Origin of the sequence: Rhizomicrobium palustre (assembly GCF_011761565.1) — a bacterium.
GTDB classification, from domain to species: domain Bacteria; phylum Pseudomonadota; class Alphaproteobacteria; order Micropepsales; family Micropepsaceae; genus Rhizomicrobium; species Rhizomicrobium palustre.
Map to the genome: position 1 here is coordinate 1,388,700 of NZ_JAASRM010000001.1, position 14,723 is coordinate 1,403,422.

Here is a 14,723-nt window from a genome sequence, read left to right on the forward strand (position 1 = left end):
TAAGGTAGCGCTGCATGCGCTATTCGAGCCGAATCTTCCTGTATGGCCCCATCCTGATTGTCGCGATCCTGTTTGCGGCAGCTGGAGTGCACTGGTGGCAGCGTGCCAATGTGTGGTCGGCAAGGCTAGAAGCCGCCAATGGGCACGAGATCATGCCCGGCGTGCATTTTCACTTCGCCACGAAGAAGATTTCCGGCTTTCCTTTCGGGCTCGATACCGTGTTGTCGGATGTTCGGCTGTCGGTTCAGACGGAAGCTGGCGAAACCATCTGGCAGACGGAGAAATTCGCGCTTCACGGCCTCACCTATGGGCGCGACGAAACCATTTTTGAGGCGGCTGGGAAACAGCGCCTGACGTGGGGCGGCCAGCATCTTAACTTCGCCATCGGGGCGCTGCATGGCAGCGCAATTCTGAGAAAGGGCGGCCTGCAAAGGGCAGATATCGATTTAATCGGATTTGGCTCAACCGCCTTCACGGCGAAGAGATTGCAGTTCCACGCGCAGCGCCAAGAGGGCTCGATTTTGCTTCTGACGGAGGCGGAGGGGCTGGCCTCCAAGCGCAGCTGCGTGAAGGACGTCCACGACCGCTATGCGGCGGTGATGGAGAAGGCGGCCCTGATCGTCCCCCTTCTGGCTGGTGATGCTTCTTATGGGCAAACTCTCCAGCGCTGGCGGCAGGCAGGCGGATTTATAAAGCCACAAAGCACTTCGCCCTTGGCGGCTCTTCGCGCCGAGGACGCAACAGACGTTGGCGCGCTCGCGCGCAGCTACTGCCCGTAATTACTTATCTTTCTTCTCACCACGGCCGAAGTTTGGTGCGGGCGTATCCTGACCCGCATCAATGATCGAACGGCGGATAGCGCGGGTGCGGGTGAAAAGATCGAACAGCGTATCGCCATCGCTCCAGCGGATCGCGCGCTGCAGGTGGAACAGGTCCTCGCTGAACCGGCCCAAAATCTCCAGCACGGCCTCCTTGTTGTTGAGAAAGACGTCGCGCCACATGGTCGGATCGGAGGCGGCAATGCGGGTAAAATCGCGAAAGCCGCCGGCGGAAAATTTGATCACTTCGCCTTCGGTGACGGTTTCGAGATCATCTGCCGTACCGACGATGTTGTAGGCAATGAGATGGGGCACGTGCGAGGTGATGGCCAGCACCAGATCATGACGGCGGGCATCCATCACTTCGACTTGGCTGCCCAGCGCCTGCCAGAACGCCTTCAACTTTTCCACGGCCGCATCGGACGTGGCCGGAACCGGTGTCAGGATGCACCAGCGTCCATCGAACAACTCCGCGAAGCCTGCGCTGGGGCCGGACTGCTCGGTGCCCGCAATGGGATGGGCGGGAATGAAATGCACCCCATCCGGCACGAACGGCCCGACGTCGCGAATAACCGCGCCTTTTACAGAGCCCACATCGGAAAGGATGGCACCTTTCTTAAGATGAGGGGCGATCTTTTCGGCCAACTCCCCAAAGGCGCCCACGGGCGTCGCCAAAACAACCAGGTCGGCATCTTTCACGCACTCCACCGGGTTGGTGCTGAGGCTATCAGCAAAGCCTAGGCCGCGGGCAACCTCCAAGGTCTCGGCGCGATGCGAATATCCGGCAATATGCTCCGCAGCCCCCGCCCGGCGGATGGCGTGGGCCATGGATGAGCCAATCAAACCGATGCCCAGAAGTGCAACCTTGCCAAATTTAGCAGTCATCGGGCCATGAACTCTTTCAATACGGCCACCACTTTGCGGTTGGCCTCTTCGGTGCCGACAGTCAGGCGCAGACAGTGCGGTAAACCATAGGCTTTGACGCCGCGCAGGATGAGCCCGCGCGAGGCCAGAAATGCGTCCGCATCATCTGCGGTTTTGCCCGGCGTGCCAGGGAATTGGATAAGAAGGAAGTTACAAACACTGTCGTCAACGACCAACCCCGTGGTGCGAATCTCAGTGGTCAGCCATTCAAGCCACTGGCTGTTATGCGCCACCGAACGAGCAATGTGATCACCATCCGTGAGGGCTGCTGCGGCGGCCGCCTGCGACGGCACCGAGACATTGAACGGACCCCGAATACGGTTCAGCACATCGGCGACCGCAGGCGGGCACAGCGCCCAGCCCACGCGCAATCCGGCGAGTCCATAAATCTTCGAGAAGGTGCGAGTCATCACGACATTGTCGTGCTTGGCACACAACAAGACACCTGCTTCGTAATCGTTGCGGCGGACGAATTCAGCATAGGCGGCGTCGAGCACCAGAAGAGCGTCTTTCGGAAGCCCCGCATGCAGCCGCGCAACCTCTTCCGCCGTCAGATAGCTGCCCGTCGGGTTGTTGGGATTGGCGAGGTAGACGAGCTTGGTCTTGGCGCTGACCTTGGCCAGCATTGCATCAACATCGACCTTACGGTTCTTCTCCGGTGCCACCACAGGGGTCGCACTGTTGGCAAGGGCGACAATTTTATAAACGAGAAAGGCGTGCTCGCTGAACAGCACCTCATCTCCAGGCAGAAGGTAGGCGTTGGCGATCAGCGTAATAAGCTCATCGGAGCCGTTGCCGCAGACGATGCGCGACGCATCGAGCCCGTAGGCCTCGGCAATGGTTTCGCGCAGGAGGCGAGCGGAGCCTTCGGGATAGATGGAGAGATTGGCCGCAGCCTCGATATAGGCAGCATGTGCTTTGGGGCTGGCGCCGAGCGCGCTTTCGTTGGAGCTGAGCTTGATGGGTTCGGCCACGCCAGGCACAGAGGCGCGACCGCCGATGTAAGGCGCAATATCCAGAACGCCAGACTTGGGCGCGAAGGTCATAAATGTCTCCTTTTCGCCTCTGTTGATAAGACCGGCTCCCAATAAAATCAAAACCGCTTTCAGCCGCCCCTCGGAAAAAGTGCCGGTGGGAGCCCGCCCAAGGGTATTCGTTGACACGGCGCCCCCCCGGCCTTAAACGCCCCGCTCCTGATCTGCCGGGAGGGCGCATGTCCGATCCTGTCTTTCTGCGTCCCTTGGCCGCCCCGGACGCCGATAAAGGCCAGGCGGTGGTATTCGGGCCGGACCAGGCACTGCTCCTGGATTCCGGACGCAGTCTCACGCCCTTTACCATTGCCTATAAAACCTACGGCACGCTGAACGCCAACCGCTCCAACGCCATCCTCATCTGCCACGCGCTGACCGGCGACCAGTTCGCCGCGAGCCCCAACCCTATTACCGGAAAACCCGGCTGGTGGCAGACCATGATCGGCCCCGGCAAGCCGATCGACACCGACCGCTTCTTTGTCATCTCCACCAACGTGATTGGCGGTTGCATGGGCTCATCTGGCCCAGCCGAGGTAAATCCAGAGACTGGTGAGCCCTATGGGCTGTCCTTCCCTCTGATTACCATTCGCGACATGGTGCGGGCTCAGGCCATGCTGATCGATCATTTGGGGATCGAGCGCCTGTTTTCCGTCATCGGCGGATCTATGGGCGGCATGCAGGCCCTGCAATGGGCCGCGAGCTTCCCGGACCGCGTGATTTCGGCCATGCCGATTGCCTGCGCCGCCCGCCACTCGGCCCAGAACATCGCCTTTCACGAAGTCGGCCGCCAAGCCGTGATGGCCGATCCTGACTGGCACGGCGGAGCTTACTATGGGCGCGGCACACAGCCCTCAAAGGGCCTCGCCGTGGCGCGCATGGCGGCGCATATCACCTATCTTTCCGAACCCGCCCTGCAGCGCAAATTCGGGCGAAACCTGCAAAACAAGGAGAGCGTCAGCTTCCTGTTCACGCCCGATTTCCAAGTGGAGTCCTATCTTCACCACCAAGGCATGACCTTCGTCGACCGCTTTGACGCTAACTCCTATCTCTACATCACGCGCGCGGTGGACTATTTCGATCTCGCAGCGGATCATGGCGGGGTCCTGGCAGAAGCCTTTCGCGGCACCAAAACCCGCTTCTGCATCATCTCCTTCTCCAGCGATTGGCTCTACCCCACCGCAGAAAACAAGCGTATCGCCCACGCACTTAACGCTGCGGCGGCCAATGTCAGTTTCGTCGATATCAGGACTGATCGCGGCCACGACTCCTTCCTTCTGGATGAGCCGGAGATGTTCGCCACGGTGCGCGGCTTCTTGAACTCGGTCGCGACCCGGGAAGGGGTGAAGTAATGGCCCTGAGACCTGATCTTGCCGCCATTGCCGCCATGATCCCGGAAGGGACCAGCGTGCTGGATGTGGGCTGTGGCGACGGCGCGCTGTTGGAGCATCTTGTTCGTACCAAGCATGTGGACGGGCGCGGGCTGGAACTCTCGCAGCAGAATGTGAATGCCTGCGTGACCCGTGGCCTTTCCGTCATTCAGGGCGATGCCGATACCGATCTTGGCGAATATCCATCACAGGTCTTCGATGTGGTGATCCTCAGCCAGACCATTCAGGCGACCTGGGACCCCAAATCGGTGCTCGACCATCTCTTGCGGATCGGGCGCCATGTCGTGATTTCGTTTCCGAACTTCGGACATTGGCGCGTCAGGCTATCACTTTTGGCGCGCGGGCGCATGCCGCAAACCAAGACGCTGAGCAATGAGTGGTATGACACGCCGAACATTCACCTCTGCACCATCGCCGATTTTGTCGGCTTGGCGAATGTCTGTGGCGCGAATATCGAGCAAGCTTTGGCGCTAACGCCAGAAGGCACAACCCGCGCGATGCGCGCAGATGCCTGGATTCCCAATCTGATGGCAGAAGGCGCGATTTTCCTTCTCACCAGCGATACAGCGGGATCTGTAATTTAAAAGGAATAGCGGAGAAGGGCGGCTAGCGGGTCTTGATCATCGGGAAACGCCAAGGGGGGTTGAACGCGTCCCATCTGCTCCAGATTTTATTGTTCTACGCTGACCGCCCATCATCCGAGCTATGCGATTAGCCTTTGGCGAGAAGCTCAAGGGCTTTCGTGTAGCGGGCAACGCCCTGCGCATATTGCGAGGTGGCGCAATAGGAGCGAGCGGCCTGAGCATGCTGACGCGCAGCATCGGTGTTCACATTCTGTTGCGCCGTGGCAAGCGCTTCAGCGGTCTTCTTCGAAAGCTGAATGCACTCGGAAAGGCCCGAGGCGCTTGCGGCCGGAGCAACGAGAATGGCAGCAACGGCGGCGGCGATGAGGGTGAACTTCATAGTGTCCTCCACTTACTTTTTATTGTGTTCCGGGGTTGAACCGGTGGTGCTGAGGTATTCCTGTTGACCCCGGCGGTGAACCGACGAAACGGCATAGCAGCCCTTGTGAAATATTATTAGCGTCGCAGGTGACTCGGATTTTATTGCCATTTCAAAGGCTTAATCTGAGAACCCGAGTCAACCATACGAAGCATAGGGGCTATGCGGCCCGCGCAATATTATTTCGCAGTGCAGCGAAGACTGCTTTTCGCTCAGCTCTTATTGAGCAGCTCCAGCGCCTTGGCGTAATGGGCGACGCCTTTGTCATAAAGGCGCGAGGTGCAAAATGAGCGGCCATTTTGGGCTTCTTGGCGCGCGCTCTCCGCATTCGGGTTGGACACGGCGTTTTCGAGTGCCGTGGAGACCTGCTTCTGCATCGAAACGCAATCACTGAGCTTGGCATCGGCAGCGTGAGCAAGCGGGGCAAGTGCCAGGCACGAAAGCGACAGGGCCGCCATCATCCGTTTCATGATATCTCTCTCCTCCTTCATCGCAGCATCGCGCTGCGGTGACCATGAAGTGGGAAATGAAGCGGAGAATTTGTAGAGGCGCGCCGAGATGATATTTGCAGCCCTGCATGGAATGCGCGCGCAGGATTTCAATTTCCCTTGATACTATTGGCTTTTCCGAGAGCCAGTGCGGCAGGGGCATATCCGCCCTGCAGAAGCTGCAGCGACTTTAAAATAGTGGGAATCGCCAATACCTCTTTTCATTCCTGTAACGTCTCATCCTTGCAGTGTCGCTGCCGCACGCAAACGAACCGTCGAACCCGTTGCAGGTATTGCCCGGCCATAAAGCGATTTGGTTGCTTCGACCAAATGGACGCCATTCAGGGTGGGAATCATGTACCGGCCGACCTTCTCGAGACCATTGCCCATTTGCGCCATACGACGTCCCGAGAACGGCGGCATATAGAGCGCTTTTCCCCAGCGCACCGGTTCGAACAGCGTATCGGTGAGAACAGTGGTGAGCTCGCTTTTGTGAAAGGGACGCCCGCAGGCAAAGGGCGAGGAGACCATCTGAGCCCAGAGGCTCGCCCGGTTGGGCGCCACCACCAGAATACGCCCCTCGGGCGCCAGAACCCGCCAGAGCTGGCGCAGGAGCACGCGGGCGGCATCGGCGGTCTCGAGGCCATGAATGACCAGGATGCGATCGAAGAGAGCGTCTGCGAAGGGCAGACAATCCTCATCCGCCAGTAAGGACAAGGGATGACCCTCGGGCCAGGGAATGACGCCCATGCGGGCCGGCATCAGCGCGATCACCCGCTCGGCGCGGGCCCGGACATCGGCGCCGAGATAAGGCGGCGCAAAGCCATAGCCGAGCACGCGCAAGCCCGTCAGATCCGGCCAAATTTCGCCGATGGCCCCAGCGATCAGGCGCTGCGCCGCCCGCCCCACTGCGGTTTCATAGAAGGCACCAAGATCTGCCGCATCAAACATGGAGCTTAGCCCCAGTTCTCTGACATGCGCTGTTCAATGGCTGGACGCTCCCTGATATGACCGGGACTTCATCGGAGGGTTTTATCATGTCCCTTGCCGTCGAGATCATTCCCTGCCTCGAAGACAACTACGCCTATCTCATCACCGCGAAGGATTTAACCGCGGTGATCGATCCACCTGAGGCGGAATCCATTATGGCGGCGCTGAAGGGGCGGCACCTTACCCATATCCTCAACACCCACCACCATCACGACCACAGCGGCGGCAACCTCAGCCTCAAGGAGCAATATGGGGCGTGCATCGTGGGTCCGCAATCGGATTGGGCACGAATTCCAGGAATCACCGACGGCGCCACGGAAGCCCAAGGCTGGCAGTTCGGCCCCTATGCCATGACGGTGCTGGAGGTGCCCGGCCACACCCGCGGAGCGGTCGCCTATGCCCTTGGAGGCGCGGTGTTCACCGGCGATACGCTGTTCAGTCTGGGCTGCGGGAGGCTGTTCGAGGGCACGCCCGAGATGATGGTGGCGAGCCTGAAGAAGATCGCAAGCCTTCCCGACCACACCGCCGTCTATCCAGGACATGAATATACGCTCACCAATGCCCGCTTCGCCCTCAGCTTGGAGTCGGGCAATGCCGCATTACAGGCGCGTGCCGAAGAAGTGGCGCAACTAAGGAAAGCGGGCAAACCGGCGATCCCCTCCACGATTGGCCAGGAAAAAGCGACCAACCCCTTCCTGCGCACCCATTCGGCGGAAATCCGCAAGAGCTTAGGTCTTGAGGGCGCCGATGACGTAACGGTGTTCGCCGAAATCCGGCGCCGCAAGGATGCCTTCTGATCAGCTGCGGACGAACTCGCCCCAGATGGAGGAGAATTGCAGGGCTGTAGCGGCGAGCACGAAGGCGTGCCAGATCGCCTTATGATATGGGATGCGTTCCCAGACATAAAAGATCACCCCCGCCGAATAGACGATGCCCCCGGCCATCAGAAGCCAGAAATCCACCGAGGCAAGGCTCATGGAGAGCGGCTTGATCACGGTGACAATCACCCAGCCCATGCCGAGATAAAGCGCGAGCGAGAGCATCTCGAAGCGGCGCGGGAAAACGAGCTTCATCACCACGCCGAAGGTGGCGCAGCACCAGACAATGGCAAGGATAATGGTGCCGGTCGGCTCGGCCAGGCGGTTGACCGCAAAGGGCGTATAGGTCGCCGCGATCATGATGAAGATGGCGGCGTGATCGAGGCGCCGAAGCACCATCTTGGACGAGCGATGATGCGGCATCAGATTATAGGCCGCGGAACAGCCGATCATGGCCAGAAGCCCGACGCAGTAGACCGCAACACTCACCAGCACCGATAAGCCGGTGACATGCCACAAAAGCCACAGGCTGGCATTGATGGCAAAGACGATGCCGGCGACATGCACGATGCCGTCGGCCACATTCTCGTTACGCGAATAAAGCCGGTGAATCTGTTCAACCGTACGCTCAACCGCGTGATTCATGCACCTTCGTCCGCAAGCATCCCGCGCCCAGTATCCCACGTCTTGTCAGCACGACCTAGAGCCGAATATGAACGCGGCAGGAAGCTGCCCAAAGGGCATGGCGAATTTCAGATTACGAGGCTTGTTTTTCGTTCTGCTTGGCCTGGAGCCGGGCATTCACTTCAGCGACGCGGGCCTGATGACGCTTGACGAAAAGATCGAGCTTCTTGGAAATCTGCGGGATATGGAACTCGCGATCCCAAACGCCAGCGGCTTCCTGCATGATCTTGGCGCGCATCTCTTCCGGCAGCTCGGCCCAATGGCGCAAGAGCGCCGAGCCCAGGCGGCGGATAAAGGGCTCATCCTCGCTCGGATATTTGAACGCGAATTGATCTTGTTGCGGAGCTTTCACGAATCGACCTTTGAGAGATAATCTCGCGCCGTTTGACGGCGTCCTGTCCTTCTTATCAAAGCCTTTGAAGGCCCGCCGTCAATGGCTTTGGGACAGATTTTCGCGCCTGGCATTGGCTTAGCGTCATGCTAGAACATCAGTATATTACAGGGGGTGCAAGATGCGCTTTTCGATCCTTGCGGCAGCGGCGTTCATGGCCGCGACGGGGCCCGTTTTGGCACAGCCCGAAGCCCGTTTTGAAACCAATGTGGGAAATTTCACCATCCTTTTGGAGGACGCCAAGGCGCCCCAAACAGTCGCCAACTTCATCCGCTACGCCAAGAAAGGCCATTTCAACGGTACGCAATTCTATCGCATTGTGCCGGGCTTTGTGATCCAGGCCGGGTCCATGGGCGCGGATGGCAAATGGCGCCAGACCATGAAACCCATCGGAATGGAGACCGCCACCGGGCTTTCCAACACGCGCGGCACCATTGCCATGGCGCGAGACGAAAAGCCGCTGTCCACTCAGGCCGAGTTCTTCATCAACCTGGCCGACACCAATGCGCAAGGCTTGGACCCCAAGCCGGGTGACGCCCCCAACACCACCGGTTATGCCGTGTTCGGCCATGTCACCAGCGGTATGGACGTGGTGGATGCCATCGCGGGCACCCCCATTGGCGGCGGCAAAGGCCCCTTCCCCGCCAACTACCCGAAAACCCAGGTGGTGATCAAAAAGGTGACCATCGGGGTCGCCCCGCCGCAGCCGGTGCCCCCGCCAGCAGCGCCCGCTGCCGCCACAACCGATCAGCAAGCTCCGGCCGCCGAGCCGCAAGCTCCGCCTGCGACGCCGCAACAATAGACTGGCTCTAGTTTGTGCCCATTCCGGCAGGCCTGGGCGCGATTGCGTGGGGCGCATTTCGCCCCACGGCTTTGGCGTACCTAGATTGACTCTTCGATGAGGGAGCACCGCATGAAATTCGCCGCCAGCCTGTTTGCCGGAATGTTGTTCGCCGCAAGCCCCGCTTTCGCCGCCGACGCGCCGATCGAGGTGATGGTGGTGGGCCTTTTTCATATGAGCAATCCCGGCCATGACCTCGCCAATGTCAAAGCCGACGACATGCTGGCCGAGACGCGGCAAAAGGAAATCGCCGCCACCACGGCGGGGCTTTCGCGCTTCCGGCCGACCATAGTGGCGGTGGAATGGCCCGAGGGCGTGACCAATGAGCGGTATGCGAGCTATCGCGCCGGGACGCTGGAGCCTAGCCCCAATGAGGTGGTGCAGCTTGGCTTCCGGCTGGCTAAAGAATCGGGCCTCACCCGGGTGGACGGCATCGATGTGGATGGGAATTTTCCGTTCGAGGCTGTCGAGGCCTTCGCCAAAGCGCATGGCCAGAAGGCGGCGCTGGAGGGGCTGATCCAGACGGCGCAACAGGAAGTGGCCGCGATCGATGCCGTTCTTGCTAAGGGCACGGTGAGCGCCACGCTGCGCTATCTCAACGAGCCCGCCACGATTTTCCGCAGCCAGAATTTTTATCGCTCGACGCTGCTCTTCGGGGCGGGCGATGACCAGCCCGGCGCGGCGCTGATGACAGGCTGGTATGAGCGCAATTTCCGGATCTGCGCCAAGCTTGTTCAGCGCGCCAAGCCCGGCGACCGCGTGGTGATGTTTTATGGCGCGGGCCACGCCTTCCTTTTGCGCCAGTGCATCAGCGAGATGCCCGGTTACCGCCTCGTCGAGCCCAACACCTATCTGCCCTGAACGCGCGGCGAGCTCAGCGCGCGCCTTGGCCAGCGCGGCCCGGGCACGGCGGCGCCAATCGGCGAGGCGGACATTGAGCGCCAGCACCGCCGCGCTGCGCCGCCCCGACCGCAGCGCGTTACGGTTCCCTTTCGGTGCCCCTAGCTTTGGGTGCCATACCTCGTCCGGCCGCAAGAGCTTGATCATTGATTGCCGTCTTCCGCCTCCAGAGGGAGGGGGGAGGTGGTGCGGACATAGACCATCTCATGGCGGCGGGTTTCGATTTTGGGCACCGGGCCCGCGCGCAGCCGCCCGACGCTATCGGCCAGAAGCGCCGCTGTGGAGGCCAGCCCCTGGGCCGCGGTGAGATAGCGGATGCGGTCATTGGGGTCGTAGGTCAGGCAGGCCGAGGTGAAGGCGACCTCGCGCATCAGAAAGCGGCATTCGGCGATCAGGCCGTTCAGCTCGGTCTCGGTATCGCCCGGCGGGGTGATGGGGGCCTTGCTGAGGGGCAGGAGGCGCGGTGTGCGCTTGGGGCTGAGATCGCTGCTTTCCGGAGGCACCGCCCCGCCCGAGGCCGCCGCATCGGCGCGCACCTCTGCCTCCCAGGCCGAAAGCTCCGATTCCAGCCTTTGGTTGTTGGACGTGCCGCGCACATGGACGGGAGGTGGAGAGAAGCTTTCCGAACTCTCCGCCGTTTCAGACTGTTTCTCAAAAGCCATATATGTTGCTCCAAAGTCACATCTTGTTGATGTGGGGAGCGCGGACCGGTTTGAAAAGGGGGAACGCGAGAAAAAGTGGCAGCTGCGTCAGGCGCAACCTAAACTGGCCGTCATGTGAGGAGGGACATGGCCATGGCGATGACCGAGCGGGTGCTGGACGCTTTGCAGGAGGTGAAAGCGCGCAATTATGACAAGGCGCCGCCCTTTCACCGGCTGTGCTGGCGGTTTGGCATCCTCATCCCACCCCCGATGCTGGCGCCGTTCTGGTTCAATTGGGTGTTTCTGGGCGGATTTTTCGCCATCACCTACGGAGGGATCATGGCCCTCTTCCCCGCCTTCTTTTTGCGGGGGGCGGCCTGGCGGACGCTGCCCGGTTTCGCCCTGGGCATTTTGATTGCCGGCGCATTTTTCGGCCTCTTCATGGCGATCTTCGCCCGCGTGAAAACTGCCAAACGCACCCTGCCAAGCTGGCAAAGCCTAGTGGAGGCGGAACGGGCGGAGAGAGGGTGATGCGGAGAGGTTTGCGCTAAACTTCCCTCTCCCCTCGTGGGAGAGGGTGGGATCGGGCGCGGAAGCTGCGCCGAGAGCAGACAGAGGTGGAACGCAAGCTCTGGCAAGAACTGCGCAGCCGCCGCTTTCACGCCTTCAAGTTCCGGCGGCAACAACCGATTGGACCCTACATCGCGGATTTCGTCTGCTTCGATGCCAAACTCATTGTCGAATTGGATGGCGGGCAACACGGGCTTGCCACGAACGAAGCTTATGATGCGGCGCGCACGGCATGGCTGGAGCAAGAAGGCTTTCGCGTGCTGCGGTTCTGGAACAGCGATGTGATCGAGAATTTCGAAAGCGTGTTGGGCGAAATCGCACTAGGGCTAGGGATGAAACCGTGGTGAGGAGTTACCCCTCACCCGGATTGCCTAAGCACTTACTGCGTAAGCGCAAGGCAATTCGCGCCGGTACGCTGTCGCTACCGGCCCCACAAGGGGAGAGGGGCATCGTGCATAGGCTTGACGGCCAGGTCTTCTTCACGGAACTTCTGAAGAAAATTTGAGGGGCGTTTCATGTTGCGGCGGATTGTGATTGGGCTTTTTGCGCTGGCGTTGAGCGGATGCGCCTTTGAGCTGCCGCGCGATTCCGTGGTGCTGACCAACAAGGTCGTGGAGGCGCAGAAGATCAAGCTGGGCGATAAGCCAACCAAAGAAGCCTCGCTGGGCGCGGGCTATCGCTATAGCGTGGACAACGTGCCCGCCTCCTTCGGCACGCTGCATACGATGTTGGTAGAGAGCGATGCGCAAAAGCCGCTGATCGTGTTTTGTGGCGGCAATCTTTTCCGCGAGGAAGGCGTTGGCGGTTATACCGCAGAAGCGCTGACGCCCTTCGGCGATGTGCTTTTCTACGATTACCCCGGCTATGGCACGAGCGGCGGAGACGGCACTCGCGCCGATTTTGCCGAAGCCGAACGGGTGATGAAGACCAAGGTGGAAGCGCTGGCCTTGTCGCGGCCAAGCGTGATTTTCTGGGGCCATTCCTTAGGCGGGGGAATCTGTTCCAGCCTTGCCGCGCATACGAATGTGAAATCGGCGCTGGTGCTGGCGGGAACTTTTGGCTCTTATGAAGACATCAAGGACGACATGCTGGGCCTCGCCTCTGGCCTTGTGACGATGAAGCCCGCCGAGGATCTCATCACCTATGAAGCGCCGGTGCTGCTGAAAGACTATAGCGGCCCCATCGTCGTTCTGGCGCTGACGGAGGACGAGACCATCCCTTACGGGGTGAGCAAGACACTCGCCAAAAAGCTGGAAGCGGAAGGCAAGAAGGTCGTCTTCGTGACCTTGAAGGGCAAAGGCCATAGCCGGATTCATAGCCATCCTGATTTTCGCGCGAAGATGACGGAAGGGTTCAAGTCGGCAGGCGTGGCGATCGCGCCCTAGAACGAGAGTTCCGCTTCGAGCTGAAACACCAGCGCATGGCCTTTGGCGGTGCCGGGGTTTTGCACCCACTGCAGATCGGGCTGTAGCGCGAACCAATCATTGATCTGGGCGAGATAGGTGGTTTCGAAACTCAGTTCGGCATCGCGCGAGGCAAGACCCGGCAAGCTCTGTTGCAGCGTGCGGAAATGGGCGCCGCTCTCGGCACGGGCGAAGGCAAGCCCGATTTCATCATTAGGGCGGCCGGGGATGAGACCGACCGCGTTCAGCCCGGCGCCGAGATAAAAGCCGAAACGTCCCGCGCGGCCATCGGCAACACCAGTTTGCAGAAAGCCCGCGAGCTTGGAACTGTCGCCGCTCCATAACAGATGATCGAGGATGAAATAGGCGCCCGCGGCATGGCGGTTCACACCGGGCGTGCTTTGATCGGGGCTGCCTTTGGTGTCGTACCAGCCGCCGAGCGCGAGCTTGTTATCATAAGCGGGCAGACCGGCGTTGCGCCCGACGCGGTTATGGCTTTCGCCCGGCGGCATGGAGGCGCTGGGGCGTTGAAGCCAAGCAAATTCGCCGATCAGCAGCGGACCATCCGGGCCGGATTGTTCCGGCGGGCGATCATCGATCACCGCGGCGCGCAACACCATGTTGTCGGCGGGTTTATAGGTGAGGCGCAGCGCCAGCGAGGTGTCGGGATAGATGGACGGACCGGCGACGCCGCTCTGGGCGTATTCCGGGCCGATGCCGAAAGAGGAATTGAGGAACAACTGCGCCGAGGAAAGGCGATAGAACTCGCTGTTGAGATCATAGCGGCCCGCGAGCACGGAAAAGCGCCCATGGGCATATTGCACCCAGGCCTCGTAGAGCTTGGCGCCGGGCGGGGCAGCGATGTTGGAGACGCCTTGGGCATCGCCGATCAAAGCATCGGGGGCGCCGCCATGGGTGAAGAGCCCGTCGGCAAAAGCGGTGAGGCCATCCGCCCCGAACAAGGCACCGCCATCGGCGAGAAGCTGGAGATGGGCCGAGCCCACCCCGACCGTGCCGGCCTTCGTGCCGCCGGAAAGATTGGAGATCAGCGCGGTGTTGTAGGTGAGATGCGGCGTGAAGGGATCGGCGGCAAACGCGGCGGGCGCCAAGAGCACCGCACAGAAACTGCCTTGCAGGAAAGCCTTCAAAGGCCGCTCCGCCCTTTATCCGTCGCAGCGACTATAGTTCAGCGGCGGGGCGGGGATAGAACGATCTCATCTCGCCAGACACGCCAAAACACCCTCTCCCGCTTTTGGGGAGAGGGGGAACAGCAAAACCTCGCGGGCGCCGATCAGGCGCGGCGGGCGGCTTTGCGGGCGTTGCGGTAAGCGGTCTGCGCGGCGAGGATTTCCGCGTATTTGCGGATTTCTTCGGCCTTCACGCCCAGAGAGGCGGCGCGCTTTTCATCTTCCGCACGCTGGCGGGCTTCGGCTTCGGCGCGGGCCTGTTCCTCGGCGGCGCGGCGCGCCTCTTCGGCGGCTTTGCGCTCAGCTTCGATACGGGCGAGTTCGGCCTGGCGGGCCGCTTCTTTCGCGGCGATGCGCTCGTCACGCTCCTTAGCGATGCGGGCACGCTCAGCCGCGCGTTCCGCGGCGGTGGCAGACATGGCTTCGGCGCGCTTACGGGCCCTTTCGAGCTCGGACTGACGGGCCTTATTGCGGTCTTGCATACGGTCTTGAAAGCTGTCGGGTCGGAATGCAGCCATTACGCTTGTGGTACCTTTTTCGTCTTCGGCCTGGGGCCTGCTGGTTTGAGGCCAGTCCCTTACCCAGCCTCTAGCGCCAATTCGCGGCACGAATTGGGCCGGGGATGCCGATAAGGGGTGGCGGGTTGG

18 protein-coding genes and 1 pseudogene are annotated in these 14,723 nt (G+C 60.8%); 9 read left to right on the plus strand and 10 right to left on the minus strand.

The window, feature by feature from the left end; all coding sequences use genetic code 11:
* The first annotated feature begins 14 nt into the window (after positions 1–14).
* Positions 15–779, plus strand: a complete 765-nt coding sequence (locus FHS83_RS06240) for a DUF2125 domain-containing protein (RefSeq protein WP_167081943.1) — start codon at positions 15–17, stop codon at positions 777–779.
* Here the strand turns inward: FHS83_RS06240 and FHS83_RS06245 are convergent, their stop codons facing one another.
* The gene (locus FHS83_RS06245; RefSeq protein WP_167081945.1) at positions 780–1,703 is read right to left on the minus strand and encodes a prephenate/arogenate dehydrogenase family protein; all 924 of its coding nucleotides are present in this window, start codon (positions 1,701–1,703) and stop codon (positions 780–782) included.
* Positions 1,700–2,788 (minus strand): histidinol-phosphate transaminase, encoded by a 1,089-nt coding sequence (gene hisC / locus FHS83_RS06250; protein ID WP_167081947.1) that lies wholly within the window; start codon positions 2,786–2,788, stop codon positions 1,700–1,702. The genes FHS83_RS06245 and hisC overlap by 4 nt, the downstream gene beginning before the upstream one ends.
* Before the next feature lie 167 nt (positions 2,789–2,955).
* Between hisC and metX the strand changes: the two genes are divergently transcribed.
* Complete coding sequence (gene metX / locus FHS83_RS06255; protein ID WP_167081949.1) at positions 2,956–4,122, plus strand: homoserine O-acetyltransferase MetX; 1,167 nt, start codon at positions 2,956–2,958, stop codon at positions 4,120–4,122.
* Complete coding sequence (metW, locus tag FHS83_RS06260) at positions 4,122–4,745, plus strand: methionine biosynthesis protein MetW (protein ID WP_167081951.1); 624 nt, start codon at positions 4,122–4,124, stop codon at positions 4,743–4,745. Before metX ends, metW begins: the two co-directional genes overlap by 1 nt.
* Positions 4,746–4,872: 127 nt before the next feature.
* On the opposite strand, the gene FHS83_RS06265 is transcribed toward metW, so the two are convergent.
* The 3 genes from FHS83_RS06265 to FHS83_RS06275 form a co-directional block, all read right to left on the minus strand.
* The gene (locus FHS83_RS06265; RefSeq protein WP_167081953.1) at positions 4,873–5,124 is read right to left on the minus strand and encodes a hypothetical protein; all 252 of its coding nucleotides are present in this window, start codon (positions 5,122–5,124) and stop codon (positions 4,873–4,875) included.
* Positions 5,125–5,375: 251 nt separating this feature from the next.
* The gene (locus FHS83_RS06270) at positions 5,376–5,633 is read right to left on the minus strand and encodes a hypothetical protein (RefSeq protein WP_167081955.1); all 258 of its coding nucleotides are present in this window, start codon (positions 5,631–5,633) and stop codon (positions 5,376–5,378) included.
* Positions 5,634–5,888: 255 nt separating this feature from the next.
* Positions 5,889–6,602: a class I SAM-dependent methyltransferase gene (locus FHS83_RS06275; protein WP_167081957.1), complete on the minus strand. Its 714-nt coding sequence runs from the start codon at positions 6,600–6,602 to the stop codon at positions 5,889–5,891.
* Positions 6,603–6,688: 86 nt separating this feature from the next.
* On the opposite strand from FHS83_RS06275, the gene gloB reads away from it, so the two are divergent.
* Entirely contained in the window at positions 6,689–7,438 is a 750-nt protein-coding gene (gloB, locus tag FHS83_RS06280) for a hydroxyacylglutathione hydrolase (protein WP_167081959.1), read from the plus strand.
* On the opposite strand, the gene trhA is transcribed toward gloB, so the two are convergent.
* Entirely contained in the window at positions 7,439–8,104 is a 666-nt protein-coding gene (gene trhA, locus FHS83_RS06285) for a PAQR family membrane homeostasis protein TrhA (RefSeq protein ID WP_167081961.1), read from the minus strand.
* A 112-nt stretch (positions 8,105–8,216) separates the two neighbouring features.
* Positions 8,217–8,495 (minus strand): hypothetical protein, encoded by a 279-nt coding sequence (locus FHS83_RS06290; RefSeq protein WP_167081963.1) that lies wholly within the window; start codon positions 8,493–8,495, stop codon positions 8,217–8,219.
* 160 nt (positions 8,496–8,655) lie between these two features.
* Here FHS83_RS06290 and FHS83_RS06295 point away from each other — a divergent pair, with 160 nt between their 5' ends.
* Together FHS83_RS06295 and FHS83_RS06300 are read left to right on the plus strand one after the other, a co-directional pair.
* Positions 8,656–9,336: a peptidylprolyl isomerase gene (locus tag FHS83_RS06295; protein ID WP_167081965.1), complete on the plus strand. Its 681-nt coding sequence runs from the start codon at positions 8,656–8,658 to the stop codon at positions 9,334–9,336.
* Positions 9,337–9,447: 111 nt separating this feature from the next.
* On the plus strand, positions 9,448–10,236 hold the full coding sequence (locus FHS83_RS06300; RefSeq protein WP_167081967.1) for a DUF5694 domain-containing protein: 789 nt from the start codon (positions 9,448–9,450) through the stop codon (positions 10,234–10,236).
* A gap of 182 nt (positions 10,237–10,418) precedes the next feature.
* On the opposite strand, the gene FHS83_RS06305 is transcribed toward FHS83_RS06300, so the two are convergent.
* Positions 10,419–10,937, minus strand: a complete 519-nt coding sequence (locus tag FHS83_RS06305) for a hypothetical protein (RefSeq protein WP_167081969.1) — start codon at positions 10,935–10,937, stop codon at positions 10,419–10,421.
* Between the two features lie 132 nt (positions 10,938–11,069).
* Between FHS83_RS06305 and FHS83_RS06310 the strand changes: the two genes are divergently transcribed.
* From FHS83_RS06310 to FHS83_RS06320, 3 genes and pseudogenes are all read left to right on the plus strand, one after another.
* A complete protein-coding gene (locus FHS83_RS06310) occupies positions 11,070–11,447 on the plus strand; it encodes a DUF6404 family protein (RefSeq protein ID WP_167081971.1) in 378 nt (125 codons plus the stop codon).
* 56 nt (positions 11,448–11,503) lie between these two features.
* Positions 11,504–11,833 (plus strand): annotated as a pseudogene (locus FHS83_RS06315) (endonuclease domain-containing protein); the annotation flags it as partial.
* Positions 11,834–12,001: 168 nt separating this feature from the next.
* Positions 12,002–12,871, plus strand: a complete 870-nt coding sequence (locus tag FHS83_RS06320; protein WP_167081973.1) for an alpha/beta hydrolase family protein — start codon at positions 12,002–12,004, stop codon at positions 12,869–12,871.
* On the opposite strand, the gene FHS83_RS06325 is transcribed toward FHS83_RS06320, so the two are convergent.
* Positions 12,868–14,037, minus strand: a complete 1,170-nt coding sequence (locus tag FHS83_RS06325; protein WP_167081975.1) for a carbohydrate porin — start codon at positions 14,035–14,037, stop codon at positions 12,868–12,870. The genes FHS83_RS06320 and FHS83_RS06325 overlap by 4 nt on opposite strands.
* Positions 14,038–14,180: 143 nt before the next feature.
* The gene (locus tag FHS83_RS06330) at positions 14,181–14,594 is read right to left on the minus strand and encodes a hypothetical protein (RefSeq protein ID WP_167081977.1); all 414 of its coding nucleotides are present in this window, start codon (positions 14,592–14,594) and stop codon (positions 14,181–14,183) included.
* Between the last annotated feature and the right edge of the window lie 129 nt (positions 14,595–14,723).